Origin of the sequence: Bailinhaonella thermotolerans, from assembly GCF_003594875.1 — a bacterium.
GTDB classification, from domain to species: Bacteria; Actinomycetota; Actinomycetes; order Streptosporangiales; family Streptosporangiaceae; genus Bailinhaonella; species Bailinhaonella thermotolerans.
On record NZ_QZEY01000013.1, the window covers coordinates 25,390 to 42,541 of the forward strand.

Annotated in this window: 20 protein-coding genes; 7 read left to right on the top strand and 13 right to left on the bottom strand. The window is 74.6% G+C overall.

Annotated elements, in window-relative coordinates; genetic code table 11:
• Positions 1–53: 53 nt before the first annotated feature.
• Positions 54–1,628, bottom strand: a complete 1,575-nt coding sequence (locus tag D5H75_RS27205) for a DAK2 domain-containing protein (protein WP_119929569.1) — start codon at positions 1,626–1,628, stop codon at positions 54–56.
• A gap of 200 nt (positions 1,629–1,828) precedes the next feature.
• Between D5H75_RS27205 and rpmB the strand changes: the two genes are divergently transcribed.
• On the top strand, positions 1,829–2,014 hold the full coding sequence (rpmB, locus tag D5H75_RS27210) for a 50S ribosomal protein L28 (RefSeq protein WP_119929407.1): 186 nt from the start codon (positions 1,829–1,831) through the stop codon (positions 2,012–2,014).
• A gap of 73 nt (positions 2,015–2,087) precedes the next feature.
• On the opposite strand, the gene thiD is transcribed toward rpmB, so the two are convergent.
• From thiD to D5H75_RS27225, 3 genes are all read right to left on the bottom strand, one after another.
• The gene (thiD, locus tag D5H75_RS27215; RefSeq protein ID WP_119929408.1) at positions 2,088–2,891 is read right to left on the bottom strand and encodes a bifunctional hydroxymethylpyrimidine kinase/phosphomethylpyrimidine kinase; all 804 of its coding nucleotides are present in this window, start codon (positions 2,889–2,891) and stop codon (positions 2,088–2,090) included.
• A gap of 42 nt (positions 2,892–2,933) precedes the next feature.
• Positions 2,934–3,338, bottom strand: a complete 405-nt coding sequence (locus tag D5H75_RS41945) for a hypothetical protein (protein ID WP_202638560.1) — start codon at positions 3,336–3,338, stop codon at positions 2,934–2,936.
• A 62-nt stretch (positions 3,339–3,400) separates the two neighbouring features.
• Positions 3,401–4,336 carry a thiamine-phosphate kinase gene (locus D5H75_RS27225; RefSeq protein ID WP_119929409.1) on the bottom strand — a complete coding sequence of 312 codons (936 nt, stop codon included), beginning with the start codon at positions 4,334–4,336 and terminating at the stop codon, positions 3,401–3,403.
• An 82-nt stretch (positions 4,337–4,418) separates the two neighbouring features.
• On the opposite strand from D5H75_RS27225, the gene D5H75_RS27230 reads away from it, so the two are divergent.
• Complete coding sequence (locus D5H75_RS27230; protein ID WP_119929570.1) at positions 4,419–4,652, top strand: Lrp/AsnC family transcriptional regulator; 234 nt, start codon at positions 4,419–4,421, stop codon at positions 4,650–4,652.
• A gap of 3 nt (positions 4,653–4,655) precedes the next feature.
• Complete coding sequence (locus tag D5H75_RS27235) at positions 4,656–5,102, top strand: DUF3515 domain-containing protein (RefSeq protein WP_119929410.1); 447 nt, start codon at positions 4,656–4,658, stop codon at positions 5,100–5,102.
• Between the two features lie 60 nt (positions 5,103–5,162).
• Here the strand turns inward: D5H75_RS27235 and D5H75_RS27240 are convergent, their stop codons facing one another.
• From D5H75_RS27240 to D5H75_RS27250, 3 genes are all read right to left on the bottom strand, one after another.
• Complete coding sequence (locus D5H75_RS27240; RefSeq protein ID WP_119929411.1) at positions 5,163–6,257, bottom strand: D-alanine--D-alanine ligase family protein; 1,095 nt, start codon at positions 6,255–6,257, stop codon at positions 5,163–5,165.
• A gap of 108 nt (positions 6,258–6,365) precedes the next feature.
• Entirely contained in the window at positions 6,366–7,373 is a 1,008-nt protein-coding gene (locus D5H75_RS27245; RefSeq protein ID WP_119929412.1) for an NAD(P)H-dependent glycerol-3-phosphate dehydrogenase, read from the bottom strand.
• Positions 7,374–7,539: 166 nt separating this feature from the next.
• Positions 7,540–8,235 (bottom strand): lysophospholipid acyltransferase family protein, encoded by a 696-nt coding sequence (locus tag D5H75_RS27250; RefSeq protein ID WP_242454548.1) that lies wholly within the window; start codon positions 8,233–8,235, stop codon positions 7,540–7,542.
• Positions 8,236–8,338: 103 nt separating this feature from the next.
• Between D5H75_RS27250 and cofC the strand changes: the two genes are divergently transcribed.
• Positions 8,339–8,983 (top strand): 2-phospho-L-lactate guanylyltransferase, encoded by a 645-nt coding sequence (gene cofC / locus D5H75_RS27255; protein ID WP_119929414.1) that lies wholly within the window; start codon positions 8,339–8,341, stop codon positions 8,981–8,983.
• A 152-nt stretch (positions 8,984–9,135) separates the two neighbouring features.
• Positions 9,136–9,342 (top strand): hypothetical protein, encoded by a 207-nt coding sequence (locus D5H75_RS27260; RefSeq protein WP_119929415.1) that lies wholly within the window; start codon positions 9,136–9,138, stop codon positions 9,340–9,342.
• A gap of 73 nt (positions 9,343–9,415) precedes the next feature.
• Here D5H75_RS27260 and D5H75_RS27265 read toward each other — a convergent pair whose 3' ends face one another.
• From D5H75_RS27265 to leuC, 4 genes are all read right to left on the bottom strand, one after another.
• Positions 9,416–9,727, bottom strand: a complete 312-nt coding sequence (locus D5H75_RS27265) for an HU family DNA-binding protein (protein ID WP_119929416.1) — start codon at positions 9,725–9,727, stop codon at positions 9,416–9,418.
• Positions 9,728–10,099: 372 nt separating this feature from the next.
• Complete coding sequence (locus D5H75_RS27270; protein WP_202638561.1) at positions 10,100–10,345, bottom strand: SCO5555 family protein; 246 nt, start codon at positions 10,343–10,345, stop codon at positions 10,100–10,102.
• Positions 10,324–10,914, bottom strand: coding sequence for a 3-isopropylmalate dehydratase small subunit (gene leuD, locus D5H75_RS27275; RefSeq protein WP_119929417.1), 591 nt, complete (start codon positions 10,912–10,914; stop codon positions 10,324–10,326). The genes D5H75_RS27270 and leuD overlap by 22 nt, the downstream gene beginning before the upstream one ends.
• Positions 10,915–10,928: 14 nt before the next feature.
• Complete coding sequence (leuC, locus tag D5H75_RS27280) at positions 10,929–12,326, bottom strand: 3-isopropylmalate dehydratase large subunit (protein WP_119929418.1); 1,398 nt, start codon at positions 12,324–12,326, stop codon at positions 10,929–10,931.
• Between the two features lie 71 nt (positions 12,327–12,397).
• Here leuC and D5H75_RS27285 point away from each other — a divergent pair, with 71 nt between their 5' ends.
• Both D5H75_RS27285 and D5H75_RS27290 read left to right on the top strand, forming a co-directional pair.
• On the top strand, positions 12,398–13,114 hold the full coding sequence (locus D5H75_RS27285) for an IclR family transcriptional regulator (protein WP_119929419.1): 717 nt from the start codon (positions 12,398–12,400) through the stop codon (positions 13,112–13,114).
• A gap of 349 nt (positions 13,115–13,463) precedes the next feature.
• Complete coding sequence (locus D5H75_RS27290) at positions 13,464–15,152, top strand: hypothetical protein (protein ID WP_119929420.1); 1,689 nt, start codon at positions 13,464–13,466, stop codon at positions 15,150–15,152.
• A gap of 82 nt (positions 15,153–15,234) precedes the next feature.
• On the opposite strand, the gene D5H75_RS27295 is transcribed toward D5H75_RS27290, so the two are convergent.
• On the bottom strand, positions 15,235–16,086 hold the full coding sequence (locus D5H75_RS27295; protein WP_202638562.1) for an SGNH/GDSL hydrolase family protein: 852 nt from the start codon (positions 16,084–16,086) through the stop codon (positions 15,235–15,237).
• Positions 16,087–16,089: 3 nt separating this feature from the next.
• Positions 16,090–17,088 carry a TlpA disulfide reductase family protein gene (locus D5H75_RS27300; RefSeq protein ID WP_119929421.1) on the bottom strand — a complete coding sequence of 333 codons (999 nt, stop codon included), beginning with the start codon at positions 17,086–17,088 and terminating at the stop codon, positions 16,090–16,092.
• Positions 17,089–17,152: the final 64 nt, after the last annotated feature.

A 17,152-nucleotide genomic window follows, 5' to 3' on the forward strand; every position in this document is an offset into this window, starting at 1 on the left:
CCCGGCGCGGGTCGCGGAGACCGCCCCGGCGGGCGTACGGCGGGCGGCCGCGCTCACTCGACGCCGATGAGGAGGGGGTATCCGCCCTGGCCGCCCTCGTAGACGGCGACCTCGACGTCCGGGCGGGTCCGCGCCAGGTGGGAGGTGACGGCGGCCTCCAGGTCCGGCGGGGCGTCGGCGCCGATGACGAGCGTGACGAGCTCCCCGCCGCCGGACAGCATGCGGTCCACGATCTCGACCGCGACCTCGTGGAGGAGCGCCCCGATGAGGGCCACGTCGCCGTCGATCAGTCCCAGGACGTCGCCGGGGTGGCACATGCCCGCGCTGGTCACGGCCTCGCGCGGCGCGATCGTGAGCTGCCCCGCGCGGGTGTGCCCGGCCGCGTCGGTCATCGCCACCACGTCGTCGTCGAACCGGCGCAGCGGGTCGTGCACGGCCAGCGCGGCCAGCCCCTGGACCGAGGCGCGGGTGGGCAGCACGCTCACGGTCAGCCCCTCCTCGCGCGCGACCTCGGCGGCGGCCTCGGCGACCGCGCGCACCCCGGTGTCGTTGGGGAGGATCGCCACCTCGTTCCCCGCCCGGCGCACGGCGTCCAGCACCATCGCCAGCGGCGGGCTCGACCCGGGCTCACGCCGTACGACGACCGCGCCGGCCCGCTCGAACAGGGCGGCGAGGCCGTCGCCCGCGGCGACCGCGACGACGCCCCGGCCGCCGCCCGCCCGGTGGGTGCGGGCGGCGGAGGCGAGGTGGGTGACGCGGACGCGGTGAGGGCGGCCCGCGCGTATCCCGGCCTCGATCGCCGCCCCGGCGTCGTCCACGTGGACGTGGATGTTCCACAGCCCGTCGCCGCCGATCACGACGAGGGAGTCGCCCAGCCGGTCGAGCTCGGCCCTCAGCGCGGCCACGGCGTCGTCCCCGGCGTCCAGGAGGTACATCACCTCGTAGGCCTGGTCGCCGTCAGGCTCCGGCTCGGGCGCCACGCGGGAGCGGGGTCTCGGCACGTCGTAGTGCTCGGGGTAGGAGTCGGTGACGACGGACAGCAGCGCGTCGAGCACGATCGCGAGCCCGGCCCCGCCCGCGTCCACGACGCCGTTCTTGGCCAGCACCGGGAGCTGGTCGGGGGTGCGCCGCAGCGCGTCCCTGGCCCCCTCCGCCGCGGCGCGCGCCACGGACGCCAGGTCGCCCGGCTCATGGCGTACGGCGTCCGCGGCCGAGGACAGGACGCTGAGCACGGTGCCCTCGACGGGGCGGGCGACGGCGGCGCGGGCGAGGTCGGCGGCGCGGATCAGACCGCGGCACAGCTCCCCGGGGCCGATCCGCTCGACGCCGCCGAGGGCGTCCGCCAGGCCGCGGAACGCCTGGCTGACGATCACCCCGGAGTTTCCGCGCGCCCCCAGCAGGGCTCCCCTGGCGAGCGTCCGCCACGTCTCCCCCGCGCCCGCGCCGGGGGGCAGCGCGTCCAGGGCCTCGGCGGCCGACAGCAGCGTGAGATGCAGGTTGGTGCCGGTGTCCCCGTCGGGCACCGGGAACACGTTCAGGGCGTCGATGTCGGCGCGCGCCCGCCCGAGCGCGTCGGCCGAGAGGCGGCACCAGCGGCGAACGGCCCGCGCGTCCAGGACGTCGAGCACGCGCACCTCCTGTATCGTTTCATGTGGCTGTGTCTTTCAGCTTTGCCCGAGGTTATCTCGGGCGAACGTCCCGCGTTGGCGTGCGGTGCCCGACATCGGATATCCTCTGACGGCTGACCGGGTGACATCCGGCATGCCCGCCGCCTGGCATCCGCCGAGCGGGGCGGGCGCAATTCGACTTGATATAAGGAGCGATTCCCGTGGCTTCCGTCTGCGACGTCTGCGGCAAGAGGCCGGGCTTCGGCAACTCGGTGTCCCACTCCCACCGCCGCACCCGCCGCCGCTGGAACCCGAACATCCAGACCGTGCGGGCCATCGTCGGCCGCACGCCCAAGCGGCTCAACGTCTGCACCTCCTGCATCAAGGCCGGCAAGGTCACCCGCTGACCCAGCCCTGAACGCAGCGCGGCCCGCACTCCACCAGGAGCGCGGGCCGTTTCCTTTGGGTGAGCGGGACGGGTCAGGAGGCGCGCCAGGACCAGGCGTGGTCCACCGGGCCGATGCCCGCGCCCAGCGGGAAGCCCCTGGCGATGGCGCCGGTGACGTAGGACTTCGCCCGGGCCACGGCCTCGGGGACCGCGTGCCCCAGGGCCAGGTGGGAGGCGATCGCGGAGGCCAGGGTGCACCCGGTGCCGTGGGTGTGGCGGTTGTCCAGGCGGGGCGCCGGGAAGCGGTGCTCCTCGACCCCGTCGTACAGCAGGTCCACGGCCTCGCCGGGCAGGTGGCCGCCCTTGATGAGGGCCCACTTCGGGCCCAGCGCGAGGACGGCCTCGGCGGCCTCGCGCAGGCCGGACTCGTCCACCACCTTCACGCCCGTGAGCTGCTCGACCTCCCACAGGTTCGGCGTGACGACGGTGGCCACGGGCAGCAGGCGGGTGCGCAGGGTGTCCACGGCCTCGGGGGCGAGCAGCGAGTCCCCGTGCTTGGAGACGCCCACCGGGTCCACCACGACGGGCGCCCCGGCCTTCCCCAGCGCCTCGGCGACGACCTCCACGAGGACCGGCGACGCCAGCATCCCGGTCTTGATCGCCTGGGCGCCGATGTCGCCGAGCACCGAGTCGAGCTGGGCCCGCACCGCCTCCGGGGGCAGCTCCCAGTACCCCTGGACGCCCAGGGAGTTCTGCGCGGTCACGGCGGCGATCACGCTCATGCCGTGCACGCCCAGCGCGAGCATGGTCTTCAGGTCCGCCTGGATCCCCGCTCCCCCGCCCGAGTCGGACCCGGCGACGGTGAGCACCCGAGGCGGTGCGACGTTTCCTGACATATCGCCATTCTCCCCGATGGACGCACGCCCTCCGCGCGGCCGCTACTGGGACGGCTCGGGCGCGCAGCAGTACGGCTCGGCGGTGGCCGGCACGGTCGGCAGCGGCTCCGGGCTCGGGGGCCGGGTGACGCGGGGCCGCGGCGGCGGAGGCGTGGTCACGCGGGGCCGGGCCACCGGGCGGGCGGTCGGGCGGCGGGACGGGGTGGGCGAGGGCGTGACCCGGTCCGCCACGGCCGCCGCCGTCGGGGCGGCCGGGCTCGGCGTGGGACGGCCGGGGGCCGCGCAGGCGGGCGAACCGGGGCACAACGCGCTGTCCAGCGGCTCGGAGCCCCTGGTGAGCCACAGCGTGGTGGCGAGGAGCACGCCGACCGCCGCCGCGCCGATGAGGAGGACCGGTCTGCCCGGCCATCGACGTCCGGCCGGCTTCCTCGGCCGATGGCGGCCCATGTCACCCCAAATCCCGGTAAAAGATCGTCCGGGAGAACTTTACCTCCCGGTAGGGGCTCCTCTCAGCGGAAGTGGTCCCATCCGGCGGCCTCGTACTCCCGCCCGGCGACGGTCACGTCCCGCCCGGCCCGGGTGACGCCCACCTCCAGCCAGCCCTCGGGCAGCGCCGCGCCCGCGGGGAACACCGCGGCCAGGGCGTGGTCCTCGCCGCCGGTCAGGATCCAGGTCAGCGGGTCCTCCCCCAGCTCCCGGCCCGCCTCCGCCAGCGCCGCCGGGACCGGGAACGCCCCGGGGTCCAGGTCGATCCCCACGCCGCTCGCCGCCGCGATGTGCCCGAGGTCCTGGAGCAGGCCGTCGCTCACGTCGAGCATCGCCGTCGCGCCCAGCGCCACGGCCTCGGCCGCGCGGCCGTACGGCGGCTCGGGCCTGCGGTGCGCCTCGACCAGCTCGCGCGGGCCGGCGCGCCCGGCCAGCAGCAGGGCCAGCCCGCCCGCGGCCCAGCCCAGCCGCCCGGCGACGGCGACCACCTGGCCCGGGGCCGCGCCGGAACGGGTGACCGGCCGCCGCCCCTCCAGGTCGCCGATCGCGGTCACGCCGAGCACCACCGAGTCGGCGCGCACGACGTCGCCGCCGGACACGCTCGCGCCCACCAGCGCGCACTCGTCCCGCAGGCCGTCGGCGAGCGCGTCCAGCCACTCGGCCGCAACGTCCCCCGGCACGCCCAGCCCGACGAACAGGCCCGTCGGGCGCGCGCCCATCGCGGCCACGTCGGCGAGGTTCTGCGCCGCCGCCTTGCGCCCCACGTCGTAGGGGCCGGACCAGTCGCGGCGGAAGTGCCGCCCCTCGACGAGCAGGTCCGTGGTGACCACGACGCGCCCGTCCGGCGCGCGCAGCACCGCCGCGTCGTCGCCGGGGCCGATCAGCACGTCGTCCCCCTGGGGAAACCGCGCCGTGACGCGCGACACGACGCCGAATTCCCCGAGCTCGCCGATCCCGATGACACACCTCCAGGCCGTTCAAGGTACGGTTGCGGGCGGCAGCGCTCCAATTCTGATCTGCCCCGCTCACCGGGAGGACGTGATGGTGCAGGCCTACATCCTCATACAGACGGAAGTCGGCAAGGCGGCCGCGGTCGCCCGAGAGATCGCGGTGATCTCCGGCGTGACCCAGGCCGAGGACGTCACCGGCCCCTACGACGTGATCGTGCGGGCCGAAGCTCGAGACGTCGACGAGCTCGGCAAGCTCGTCGTCGCGCAGATCCAGGCGGTGGAGGGCATCACCCGCACTCTCACCTGCCCGATCGTACACATCTGACCGATGCCGAGACGACTCCGGCGACGGGGGGCCGGAGTGCTCGCCCTCGCCCTGATGGTGGCGGGCTGCACGTCCGCGGTCCGGGTCGAGCCTCCCGCGCCCGGCCCCCCGGCCGACGCGGCGTGCCGCGCGCTGGCCAAGGAGCTCCCGGCGCGCCTGTCCGGCCAGGACCGGGTCGAGACCGACCCGCCCTCGCCGTACGTGGCCGTCTGGGGCTCCTCGCCGGCGATCATGCTGCGCTGCGGCGTGCCCCGCCCCGCCGCGATGCGCCCCTCCGACCAGGTCGCGGTCGTCGAGGGCGTCTCCTGGTTCGAGGACCCGGCCCGCCCCGCGCTCTTCACCGCGATCGGCCTGCAGGCCCACGTCGAGCTGACCATCCCCCCGGCGTACTCCTCCGGGGGCGTGCTCACGGACCTGTCCCCGCTCATCAAGAGGACCGTCCCGCGCTAGCCGTACGGCTCGCGCGCGGACGCCCGCCGGTCACCGGCCGGCTGGCGGGGCGCGGGACGGCTAGCGCAGGCCCTGGGGCTTGGCCAGGGCGAGCTGGATGAGCCGGTCCACCAGGGCGGAGTACGGCAGGCCCGAGGCGGCCCAGAGCTGCGGGGCGACGGAGACCGCGGTGAAGCCGGGCATGGTGTTGATCTCGTTGAAGATCACTTCGCCGGACGGGGTGTAGAAGAAGTCCACGCGGGACAGGCCCTCGCAGCCCAGCGCCTCGAACGCGCGGACGGCCAGGGCGCGGATCTCCTCGGCCTTCTCGGCGGGGATGTCGGCGGGGACCGACAGCGCCATGTCGTCGCCGATGTACTTGGCCTCGAAGTCGAAGAACTCGTGGTCGCCGCGCACGAGCACCTCTCCGGGCACGGACGCCTGCGGGGGCTCGTCGCCCAGGGACTCCAGCACCGCGCACTCGACCTCGCGGCCCACGATCGCGGCCTCGACGAGCACCTTCGGGTCGTGCTCGCGCGCGAACTCGATCGCGGCCTCCAGCGACTCCAGGTCGTGGGCCTTGGAGATGCCCTGGCTGGAGCCGGCGCGGGCGGGCTTGACGAAGACCGGGTAGCCCAGCTCCTCGACGTCCTCCAGCACCCGCTTGCGGTCGTGGCGCCAGTCGCGGTCGCGCACGACGACGTAGCGGCCGACGGGCAGGCCCGCCCCGGCGAGCACCGTCTTCATGAACTCCTTGTCCATGCCGACCGCGCTGGCCAGGACGCCGGAGCCGACGTAGCGCACGCCGGCCATCTCCAGCAGGCCCTGGATCGTGCCGTCCTCGCCGTAGGGGCCGTGGAGCACCGGGAAGACGACGTCCACCTCGCCGAGGGTGTTCGGCACCTCGCCGGGCTCGTAGGCGATCAGGCCGCTGGCGTCGAACGGCAGCGCGAGCGCTGCCCCGGACTCGTCCACCTCGGGCAGGTCCGAGCCCTCCAGGGCGTACCGCTGCGTCCCCGGGGCCAGCACCCACCGGCCGTCACGGGCGATGCCCACGGGCACCACGTCGTACTTGTCGCGGTCGATCGCCTCGAAAACGCTGCCCGCGCCCATGAGGGACACGGCGTGCTCCGAGTTGCGACCCCCGAAGACAACAGCCACTCGAACCTTGCTCATGGTGGACCAAACTACCGTTGTTCGGCCCAACGGCACTCATGGCCGGAATCCCCAGGGGGGCAGGTCTGGTGAAATTTCCCCCAAACTCCCCACTGGGCGCCGTCCGGGTCAGACGCCGTACCGCTCCGGCTTGGGCGTCCGGGACAGCAGCAGCATCGCCGCCTCCTCGGGCGTCAGCCCCTCGTGGATCACGCCGACGACCACCTCGGTGATCGGCACCTCGACGCCGTGCGCGCGGGCCAGCGCGAGCACGCTCTCGCAGGACTTCACGCCCTCGGCGGTCTGCTTGGTCGCCTCGGTCACCTCGGCCAGCGTCATGCCCCGGCCCAGGTTCTCGCCGAACGTCCGGTTCCGCGACAGCGGCGAGCTGCACGTCGCGATCAGGTCGCCCATCCCGGCCAGCCCGGCGAAGGTGTGCTGGTCGGCTCCGAGCGCCGCGCCGAGCCGCGCGATCTCGGCGAGCCCGCGCGTCATCAGGCTGGCGCGGGCGTTGTCGCCCAGGCCCATCCCGACCGCGATGCCCACCGCCAGCGCGATGACGTTCTTGACCGCGCCGCCCAGCTCCGCGCCCACCACGTCGGCGTTGGTGTACGGCCGGAACCACTGGGTGTGGCACGCCGCCTGCAACCGCTCGGCCGTGCCGATGTCCGAGCAGGCCACGACGGTCGTCGCGGGCTGGTGCTCGGCGATCTCGCGGGCCAGGTTGGGCCCGGACACGACGGCGACGCGATCCCCGGGCACGTCGGCGACCTCGGTGATCACCTCGCTCATACGCTTGCAGGTGCCGCGCTCGATGCCCTTCATCAGGCTCACGAGGACCGCGTCGGGCGGGATCAGCGGCTTCCACGCCGCCAGGTTGGCGCGCAGCGTCTGCGACGGCACGGCGAGCACCACGAAGTCGGCCCCGGCCAGGGCCTTGGCCGGGTCGGTGGTCGCCGTCAGCGTCTCGGGCAGCCGGATCCCCGGCAGGTAGTCGGGGTTCTCGTGCCGCTCGCTGATCGCCTCGGCGATCTCGCTCCGCCGCCCCCACAGGGTGGTCTCGGTGCCCGCCTCGGCCAGCACCATCGCGAACGTCGTGCCCCACGACCCGGTCCCCAGGACCGCCGCTCTGCTCATGGCTCGCTCCGCCCCGCGCCCGTCTCCGCCTGTCCCTCGCCCGCGGCCCGTCCCGCGCCCGCGTTCCGCCCCGCGGCCCGTCCCGCGTTCCGTCCCGCGGCCGGGGCCCGTCTCGTCGCCGCAGCCTGTCCCGTGCCCGCCGCGGGGCCGGACTCACCCGCCCGGCTCATCGATCCCGGTCCGCGGAGGGGCGGTACGGCTCGGCGGGCGGCTTCTCGTGCCGGATCTCGGAGAGCTGGTGCGTGATCGCCTTCATGACCTCCTCGGTCGCGGCGCGCAGCGTGCTCGCCGTGAGGGGCCGGTCGCGGTACGCCGACAGGTCCACCGGCGGGCCGGCGAGCACCTTGAACGTCTTGCGCGGGAACAGGCGGGGCAGCTTGTCGCCGTAGGGCAGCACGTCCTGGGCGCCCCAGTGCGCCACCGGGATCACCGGCACCCCGGTCTTGATGGCCAGCCGCGCCACGCCCGTCTTGGCCGCCATGGGCCACAGGTCCGGGTCGCGGGTGCAGGTGCCCTCGGGGTACACGATCACGGCCGCGCCCTCGCGCAGGCCCTTCTCGGCGTCGCGCAGGGACAGCGCGGCGTCGCTGCGGTCCCGGTAGACGGGGATCTGCTTGACCTGCCGCAGGAACGGGCCGAGCAGCGGCACCTCGAAGATCCCCGACTTGGCCAGGAACACCGGCCAGCGCCCGCTGTTGTAGAGGAAGAGCGACAGGAACAGCGGGTCGGACCAGGAGAGGTGGTTGGCCGCGATGATGACGCCGCCGTGCGCCGGCACGTGCTCGCGGCCACGCCAGCGGTGCCTCACGACGATCGCCAGCAGCGGCCTCAGGATGCCTACGGTGAAGGCCTCCCAGGGCAAGCGTGGTCTTCCTGGCCGGGGCATTGACTCCTCCTGTCGAACGCGTTGCGCGCTCTCAGTCTCCCGTTACCCGGGTCGGGTGTCGAGGCGGGACCATTGAGGCATGCGTCCCGACAACCCGCCCGGCTGGTCGATCGTGGTCCCGGTGAAGCCGCTGGCCGCCGCGAAGTCCCGGCTCGCCGACCTGGCCCGCGAGCACCGCGCCCCGATGGCGCTGGCCGTCGCCCTGGACACGGTCGCCGCGGCCCTGGCCTGCCCGCGCGTCCACCGGGTGATCGTCGTGACCGACGACCCCGTGGCCGCGCCGCCGCTGGCCGCCCTGGGCGCGATCGTCATCGGTGACACCCCGGCCGCGGGGCTCAACCCCGCCCTGCGCCACGGCGCCCGCCACGCCGTACGGCTGGCGCCCGGCGACGGGGTGGCCGCGCTCCAGGCGGACCTGCCCGCGCTGCGCCCGGCCGAGCTGGCGGCGGCGCTGGACGCGGCGGCGGGGTTCGCGCGGTCCTTCGTGCCGGACGCGCTGGGGATCGGGACGACGTTGTACGCCGTGCGGCCCGGCGCGGAGTTCGCCCCGGCGTTCGGGGGGCCGTCGCGGGCGCGCCACCTGGAGTCGGGGGCGCGCGAGCTGCTCCTGCCCGGCACCGAGTCCGTCCGCCGCGACGTGGACACCCCCGACGACCTGCGCGAGGCCCTCACCCTCGGCGTCGGCCCCCGCACCGCCGAGGTCGCCGCCCTGCTCGTCTGCTGAGCCGTACGGCTCGCGCCCCTGGCCGCTCCGCGCCGGGCCGTACGGCTCTCGCGCCGCGACGCACCGGGCCGGGCCGTGCCGTGCGGCGGGCGGGGCCGGGTCTCACAGGGGGGCGCTGGTGCGCTGGTCAGGGGGCGGATACGCTGCTGGGCGTGCAGGCCACCGTGCGGTACTTCGACGAGAGCACCCGGTCGGGCAGCGTGTTCCTGGACGACGGGCGGGAGATGGCCTTCGAGGCCGCCGCGTTCGACGCGGGCGGGCTGCTCCTGCTGCGGTACGGCCAGCGGGTGAACATCCTCGTGGACGGGGACCGGATCACCTACATCACGCTGTCCACGTTCCCGCTGCCCGGAATATAGCGGCGCCCGCGTCCCGCCGGAGGCGGAACACGGGCGCCGGGTATTTCCGGCCGGGGAATTCCCCGGCGTGCGACTACTTCTTCTTCTTGGCCGGAGCCTTCTTGCCGCCCGAAGCCTCGTTCACGAGGTTCTTGAAGTCGGCCCCCGGACGGAACCTCGGGACCGCGCTCGCCTCCACCTTGATCGCCGCCCCGGTCGAGGGGTTGCGGGCGGTGCGGGCGGGACGGTCGACCTTCTCGAAGGCGCCGAAGCCGGTGATGGCCACCTTGTCCCCCGAGGCCACCGTCTTCTGAATCGTGTCGATGATGGCGTTGACCGCCTCCGTGGCGGTCTTCTTGTCACCTACCCGATCCGCAATGGCGTCGATGAGTTCACGCTTGTTCATGCGTTGCTCCCCCTGGTTCACAATCAAGCGCCATACGCGCTTGAAATTAGGGGAGAAAGCGCCGGGACTCAATCACCACAGGGGTTGTCACCCCACATCGGCGTGTCGCGTTGCGCCCGCTGAGGGCGATTCGGCAATGAAACGGCAAAGCGCGGGCCGGGAAATGTGAAATCGGGTCCCGTCGCGCCCGGTGCGCCCTCTTTCGCGGGGTTCTGCGGCCATAACCGCGTGATCGCCGCGAGAGGGGGACTCCCCCGGCCGGGTGCGCGACGGCACGAAGCCCGCCGCCGGTGGGCGCGCCCGGGCGGGCCTTGCCGGGACGGGGACGCCCCCGGAGCCGCGCCGTGCCGGGCGGGCGGGGCCGGGGCGTGCTCAGGGCGGGCTTATCGCGTCCAGGTCCTTGGTGAAGGCGCGGAGGCGCAGCTCCGCGTGGTCGAGGTCGCGCTTGGCGACGTCGCAGATGGTGAGCAGGCGGCGGTGCAGGCGGGCGCGCTCCTCCTCGGGGAGGGGCAGCGCGCGGACGCGGCGGTGCGCGTCGCGCAGCCGCCGCGCCAGCTCCTGACCCGGTGGTTCGGTGTTCTCGGTGGGGTCGTCGTTCAGACGGTCGTCGGCAGCCATGACTGCCGACCATTCTCGTATGTGGTGATGTGGTCGGCGTAACGCAGGGTCAGCCCGATGTCGTCGAGGCCCTCCATGAGCCGCCAGCGCGTGTAGTCGTCGATCTCGAAACCGTGCGCGCCGTCCGCCCCGTAGCGCACCTCGCGGGCACCCAGGTCCACGGTGATCTCGGCGGCCGGGTCGGCCTCGACCAGGTCCTGGATCTCCTCGACGACCTCGCCCGGCAGCACGACCGGGAGCAGGCCGCCCTTGGTCGCGTTGTTGCGGAAGATGTCGCCGAAGCGCGGCGCGATCACGACGCGGAAGCCGTACTGCTGGAGCGCCCAGACGGCGTGCTCCCGCGAGGAGCCGGTGCCGAAGTCGGGCCCGGCCACCAGGATGGACGCGCCCTCGTGGGCGGGGTCGTTCAGGACGAAGGAGGGGTCCTCGCGCCAGGCGGCGAACAGGCCCTTCTCGAAGCCGGTGCGGCTGACCTGCTTGAGCCAGACGGCCGGGATGATCTGGTCGGTGTCCACGTTGCTGCGCCGCAGCGGCACGGCCCGGCCGGTGTGGGTGGTGAAGGCTTCCATGGTGAGCGGGCTCCTTACAGGTCGGCGGGGGCGGTCAGGCGGCCGGTGACGGCGGTCGCGGCGGCGACGGCCGGGGACACCAGGTGGGTGCGGCCGCCCTTGCCCTGCCGGCCCTCGAAGTTGCGGTTGGAGGTCGAGGCGCTGCGCTCACCGGCGGCGAGCTGGTCGGGGTTCATGCCCAGGCACATGGAGCAGCCGGCCTCGCGCCACTCGGCCCCGGCCTCCTTGAACACCCGGTCCAGGCCCTCGGCCTCGGCGGCGGCCTTGACCCGCATCGAGCCGGGCACGACGAGCGTGCGGGTGACGACCTTGCGGCCGCGCAGCACCTCGGCGGCGGCGCGCAGGTCCTCGATGCGGCCGTTGGTGCAGGAGCCCAGGAAGACCGTGTCCACCGCGATCTCGCGCAGCGGCGTCCCGGCGGTCAGGCCCATGTACTCCAGCGCGCGCTCGGCGGCGGCGCGCTCGACCGGGTCGGCGAACTCCTCCGGCGACGGCACGGACGCGCCCAGCGGCAGGCCCTGGCCCGGGTTCGTGCCCCAGGTCACGAACGGCGTGAGCGACGCGGCGTCGATCTCCACGACCGTGTCGAACTCGGCGTCGTCGTCGGTGCGCAGCGACTTCCAGTACTCCACGGCGGCGTCCCACTCGGCGCCCTGGGGGGCGTGCTCGCGCCCGCGCAGGTACTCGAAGGTCGTCTCGTCCGGCGCGATCATGCCGGCCCGGGCGCCCGCCTCGATCGACATGTTGCAGATGGTCATCCGCGCCTCCATGGAGAGCTCGCGGATGGCCTCGCCGCGGTACTCCACGATGTGGCCCTGGCCGCCGCCCGTGCCGATCTTGGCGATGATGGCCAGGATCAGGTCCTTGGCGGTGACCCCGGCGGGCAGCTCGCCCCGGACCTCGATGGCCATGGTCTTCGGCCGGTACGCCGGGAGGGTCTGGGTGGCCAGCACGTGCTCGACCTCGGACGTGCCGATGCCGAACGCGAGCGCGCCGAACGCGCCGTGGGTGGAGGTGTGGGAGTCTCCGCAGACCACGGTCATGCCGGGCTGGGTCAGGCCGAGCTGCGGGCCGATGACGTGGACGATGCCCTGCCCGTCGTCGCCCATCGGGTGCAGCCGGATCCCGAACTCGGCCGCGTTCTTGCGCAGGGTCTCGACCTGGGCCCGGGAGACCGGGTCGGCGATCGGCGCGAGGATGTCGCGGGTCGGGACGTTGTGGTCCTCGGTCGCGATGGTGAGGTCGGGGCGGCGGACGGTGCGGCCGGCCATGCGCAGGCCGTCGAACGCCTGCGGGCTGGTCACCTCGTGGATGAGGTGAAGGTCGATGTAGAGCAGGTCGGGCTCGCCCTCCGCTCGTCGCACGACATGCTGGTCCCAGACCTTCTCGGCCAGGGTGCGGCCTTCGCTCATCGTTCTAACGCCTCCTCGCGTCGTCTCGCCACCGAGTTGCGTCTCGCATCCCGAGACGGCAGTATCGGGGTATGGACAACTCTAGCGGAGTCGGCGTACTGGACAAGGCGGTTCTCGTGCTCAACGCCCTGGAGGCCGGGCCGGCGTCGCTCGCGCAGCTCGTGCAGTCGACGGGATTGGCCCGTCCCACCGCCCACCGGCTGGCCGTCGCCCTGGAGCACCACCGCATCGTGTCCCGCGACACGCAGGGCCGTTTCGTGCTCGGCCCCCGGTTGTCGGAGTTGTCGGCGGCGGCGGGTGAGGACCGGTTGCTCGCGGTGGCCGCCCCGGTGTTGGTCCAGCTCCGGGATCTGACCGGCGAGAGCGCCCAGCTCTACCGCCGCCAGGGTGACGAGCGCGTGTGCGTGGCCGCGGCGGAGCGTGCCAGCGGCCTCCGCGACACCGTGCCGGTCGGCGCGGCCCTCCCGATGACCGCGGGCTCGGCCGCCCAGATCCTGCTCGCCTGGGAGGAGCCCGACCGCCTGCACCGGGGCCTGCGCGGCGCCAAGTTCACCGCCGCGACCCTGGCCAGCGTGCGCCGCCGCGGCTGGGCCCACAGCGTCGGCGAGCGCGAGCAGGGCGTCGCCAGCGTCTCCGCCCCCATCCGCGGCTCCGGCGGCAAGGTCATCGCCGCGGTCTCCGTCAGCGGCCCCCTGGAGCGTCTCACCCGCACCCCCGGCCGGCTCCACGCCGCCGCCGTCGTCGCCGCCGCCGAGCGCATCACCGAGGCCATGCGCCGCAGCTCCTGACGCCCGTCCCCTTCGCGTACGGCCGGCGCCGCGCCCGGCGCTCCCCCGCGCCGCCGCCCGGCCGTACGCCGTCCCGGGCGCCCGCCGTACGCCTTCCGCACCCCGCCGGACGCCTCCCGGAACCGGCCGTACGCCTCCCGGACCCCGGCCGTACACCTTCCGGACCCGGCCGTACGCCTTGCCGCACGGCGCCGTGCGTCTCCCGGCCCCGCCGTACCGGCTCCCCGGGCCCCGGGGGACCGCCGGCGCAGGGAATCCTTTCCGCCGGGAAGGCCCGCCGTACGGCCCGGGGTGAGGAATTCTGGTCGGCGCGACTGCCGCACGGGGCGGGCGGGCCTAGGCTTGCCGGGTGACCGATCGAATCGAGGCCGCGGCCGAAGAGCTGCGGCCCCTTGTTGAAGAGTTCATCGTGTGGGCGGGGGAGCGATCCCTCGGCGTGGACGCGGACCTCGCGGCCACTCCGGCGTTGTGGCACCGGATCGCGGTGCGTGACCGATGCGACGTGTGGACGCGGGAGGATCTGCGGGAGGTCCTGCTCCAGCACCTTCCGCAGGTGACCGACGACCCGGAGAAGACGGGCGCGGGCACGCTGCCGGCGATGCGGGCCTACCTGGGCTTCCTCGACGAGACCGGTCGCCTGGCGCGCGGATCCGACGATCTGGCGGAGTTGACGGCGGAGCTGGACTCCATCGGGCCGGAGTTCGAGGCGGTCCTGGCCGAGCCGAACGACATCGAGTGGGACGACGAGGACGAGGACGGCCTGGGCGACTTCCGCCGCTACGCCGACCAGCTCGAAGAGCTGCCCACGATGCGGCTGGCCCCCGAATCCGAGCTGGCCGGGGCCGTGCGCGGGACGCCGTTGCTGGCCAAGGCGCGTGACCTGGCGTTGTGGGTGGGCGAGGACCGCGAGGTGGGCGAGGACGAGACGCTCACCGAGGACGAGATCGAGCAGGCCGGCCGGGCCGCGGCGCTCGGCGCGCTGGCGACCCACCCCGAGGCGCTATACGACCTGTGGGACCTGGCCGTGGACCTGGGCTTCATCGAGTCCTCCGGCGAGAACCGCGTGAGCTGCACCTACGATCCCGGCGCGTGGCCCGACGCCTCCGACGAGGACGTCATCGCGCTGTGGATGGACGGCGTGCACTCGGTGGTGCTGGCGGACCCCGCGCCCGAGGACGACGACCTGGCCGAGGCGCTGATGGGCCTGGGCTCGGAGACGCTCATCCACCTGCTGCTCGCCCAGGGCGCGATGTCGGTGGACGAGCTGCGCGAGGACCTGGCCGAGGCCGTCGCCGAGGCGCACGAGCTGGGCGAGGAGGCCTGGGAGTCCGTCGAGGACCCCGTGGGCCACGTGATCGCCTGGCTGTCGGAGTACAACGTCGTCGAGACCGAGCCCTCCGAGGACTCGGTACGGCTGACGCCGCTGGGCCTGGCCGCCGCCGCGCACCTGGCGGGCGACGAGGGCGTCGCGGTGGACGTCCGGCCGCCGGTGGAGTCGATGCCCGCGAGCGTCCTGCTGGACATCAGCACCGGCGTCCCCGAGGAGGAGGCCGAGGCGGAGTACACCGCCTGGCTGGCGCTGCGCACCCGCGAGCAGGCCGCGCGGGAGCTGCTGGAGGCCGCCGCCAAGGACGAGGACGCCCTCGTGCGCGTGCAGGCCGCCCGCCTGGTGGACACCCTCGGTGAGGACGCCGAGCCCGCGCTCCGCGAGGCCCTGGACGTGCCGCTGCTCCGGCCGTACGCCCTGATGAGCCTCAACCGCATGGGCGCGGCGGGGGTGCCCACGCCCGGCAAGGACGACACCAACTGGATGGTGGTGGACATCCTGAGCATCGCGCTGGGCATGGACGAGGAGGAGTTCGTCACCAGCCTCGACGAGATCGGCCCCCCGGCGGAGCTCGTCACCCTGATCGACGCGATCTGGCGTCTCCCCCACCCCGACGTGGTCGAGGTGCTGGAGAACATCGCCGCCCTCCACCCCGACAACAAGGTCTCCAAGGCGGCCCGCGGCGCCCTCTTCCGCGCCCGCTCCCGCTGACCCGCCCTCCGGCCCCTCTCTTCGCGCCGATCACGCGGTTCTCGTCACACGGTGGAGTGGGACCGCGTGATCGGCGCGGGGGTCAGGCGAGGGGGGCGGGTTCGCCCAGCGCCGTGAGGACCGCGGGGAGCAGGACCCCGGCCCAGGTGCGGTAGCCCGGGGCGGAGGGGTGGAACCCGTCGGAGGCGAAGAATCCGGGCAGCTCCACGGGCACCTCCATCGGGGCGTGGACCGCGCCCGGGACCCCCGCGAGCGCGTGGGCCATCACGAGGTCGAGCGCGGCGGCGCGCCTGCCCAGGACGTCGCGCAGCGGCCGGGGAAGCGCGGGGAAGCGCCCCACCGGCGGCATGCCCGAGAACACCACCGGCGCGCCCCCGGACCTCTCCCGCAGGACGCCCGCCAGGCCGCGCACCCGCGCCGCCCAGGCTCCCAGCCGCGTCAGCTCCAGCAGGTCGTTCACGCCCACGGCCACGACCACCACGTCCGCCGCGCCCACCCCGGGCGCGAGGTCCCGCGTCACCTCGGCCGCGTTCGCCCCGGTCCGGCCCGCCACGCTCCAGGCCACGGGCCGCCCGAGGGCCCCGGCCAGCGCCCGCGCCAGGTGCCCCGGCAACCCCTCCTCGGACGTCTCCACCCCCACCCCGGCCGCCGTGGACTCCCCCACCACGGCGAGCCGCGCCGCTCCCCCCGGCCCGCCGTACGGCCCGAGCCCCGCCCCGCCGCCCTGGCCGGACGCCCCGCCGTACGGCGTGAGCGGGGCGGCGCCGCCGTACGGCGGGGGCGGGGTGAGACCGGCGCGGGGGCCGCCCGCCTCGGGGAGGCGCGGGGTGGCGCGGCGGACGCGGACGGCCTGCGGCAGGAGCAGCGGGGCCAGGGCGGCGACGGCGGGCCAGAAGACGGGGGGCCTGGGAGCGGGGGATCCGGGGGCGGGCACGGGTCACTCCGGCAGGGGGCGGTAGAGGGGGATCCCGGCGGATTCGAGTTCGGCGCGGAGGGTGAAGTACTCGTCGCCGAACGGGTCGATACCGGCCAGGGGCATGAGGCCGCGGCGGATGGTGACGTCGTGCGGGGCGAGGGAGGCGGCGGCGTCGCGGTGGCGGACGGCGGCGGCCCGGCGGTCCCGGCCGAAGAACCAGGCGGCCAGGCGCGCGTGGACGCGGGCGCGGCGCTCCTCGGGCGTGGGCAGGCGCAGGTGCTCGCGCACCGCCTCGGGGGTGAGCCCGGGGTCGCCGTCGACCACCCAGCGGCGCAGGGCCTCCATGGACCTGGCCGAGTCCAGGCCGTTCATGGACCGGAAGGTGTCGGTGGCGGTCATCGTGTCCTGCGGGCGGACGATCCGGCCCTCCTCGTCGATCCAGACCACCGTGGGCACGTTGATCACGTTGTAGAGCTCGGCCACGAGCCCGTCGGCGTCGGTCAGCGCCGGGTGGGCCAGGTCCTTCCGCCAGGGGCGCGCGTCCTCGGGGTTCCGGTCCAGGGCCACGCTGACCACGCTGAATCCGTGCGGCGCGAGCTCGCGGTGGCGCTCGTCCCAGGCTGCCAGGTCGTACCGGCAGCCGCACCACGACGCCCAGAAGACCAGCGCGACCTTCTTCCCGCGCAGGTCCGCGAGCGCGGTCCCGTCCAGCGTGAAATCCGGCGCGACGCCCTCGGCCAGGCCGCCCTCGCCGCCCTCGCCGCCCTCGCCAAAGGCGATCACCTTCTCGTCGAGGTCGGCGACGGCCGTACGGCCGAGCAGCGCGGCGAAGCGCACGACGTCCACGCCGTCCTCGTCCTCGGCCTCCGCCGCGCGGAAGGCGGGGATGCACGCGTCGCCCTTGCACCATCCGTGCGGCTTCCGCGTCCAGCCCAGGAGGGTCGTGGCCGGGGCGCGGCCCCCGGGGGTCAGGTCGAGGCGCTCCTCGCGCCCGTCGATCAAGAGAGTGAAGGCGGTCATGCGGCACTCCTTGGATAGTGAAGGTATCCAATTATTAGATAGTGCTAGTATCCAATGTCAAGAG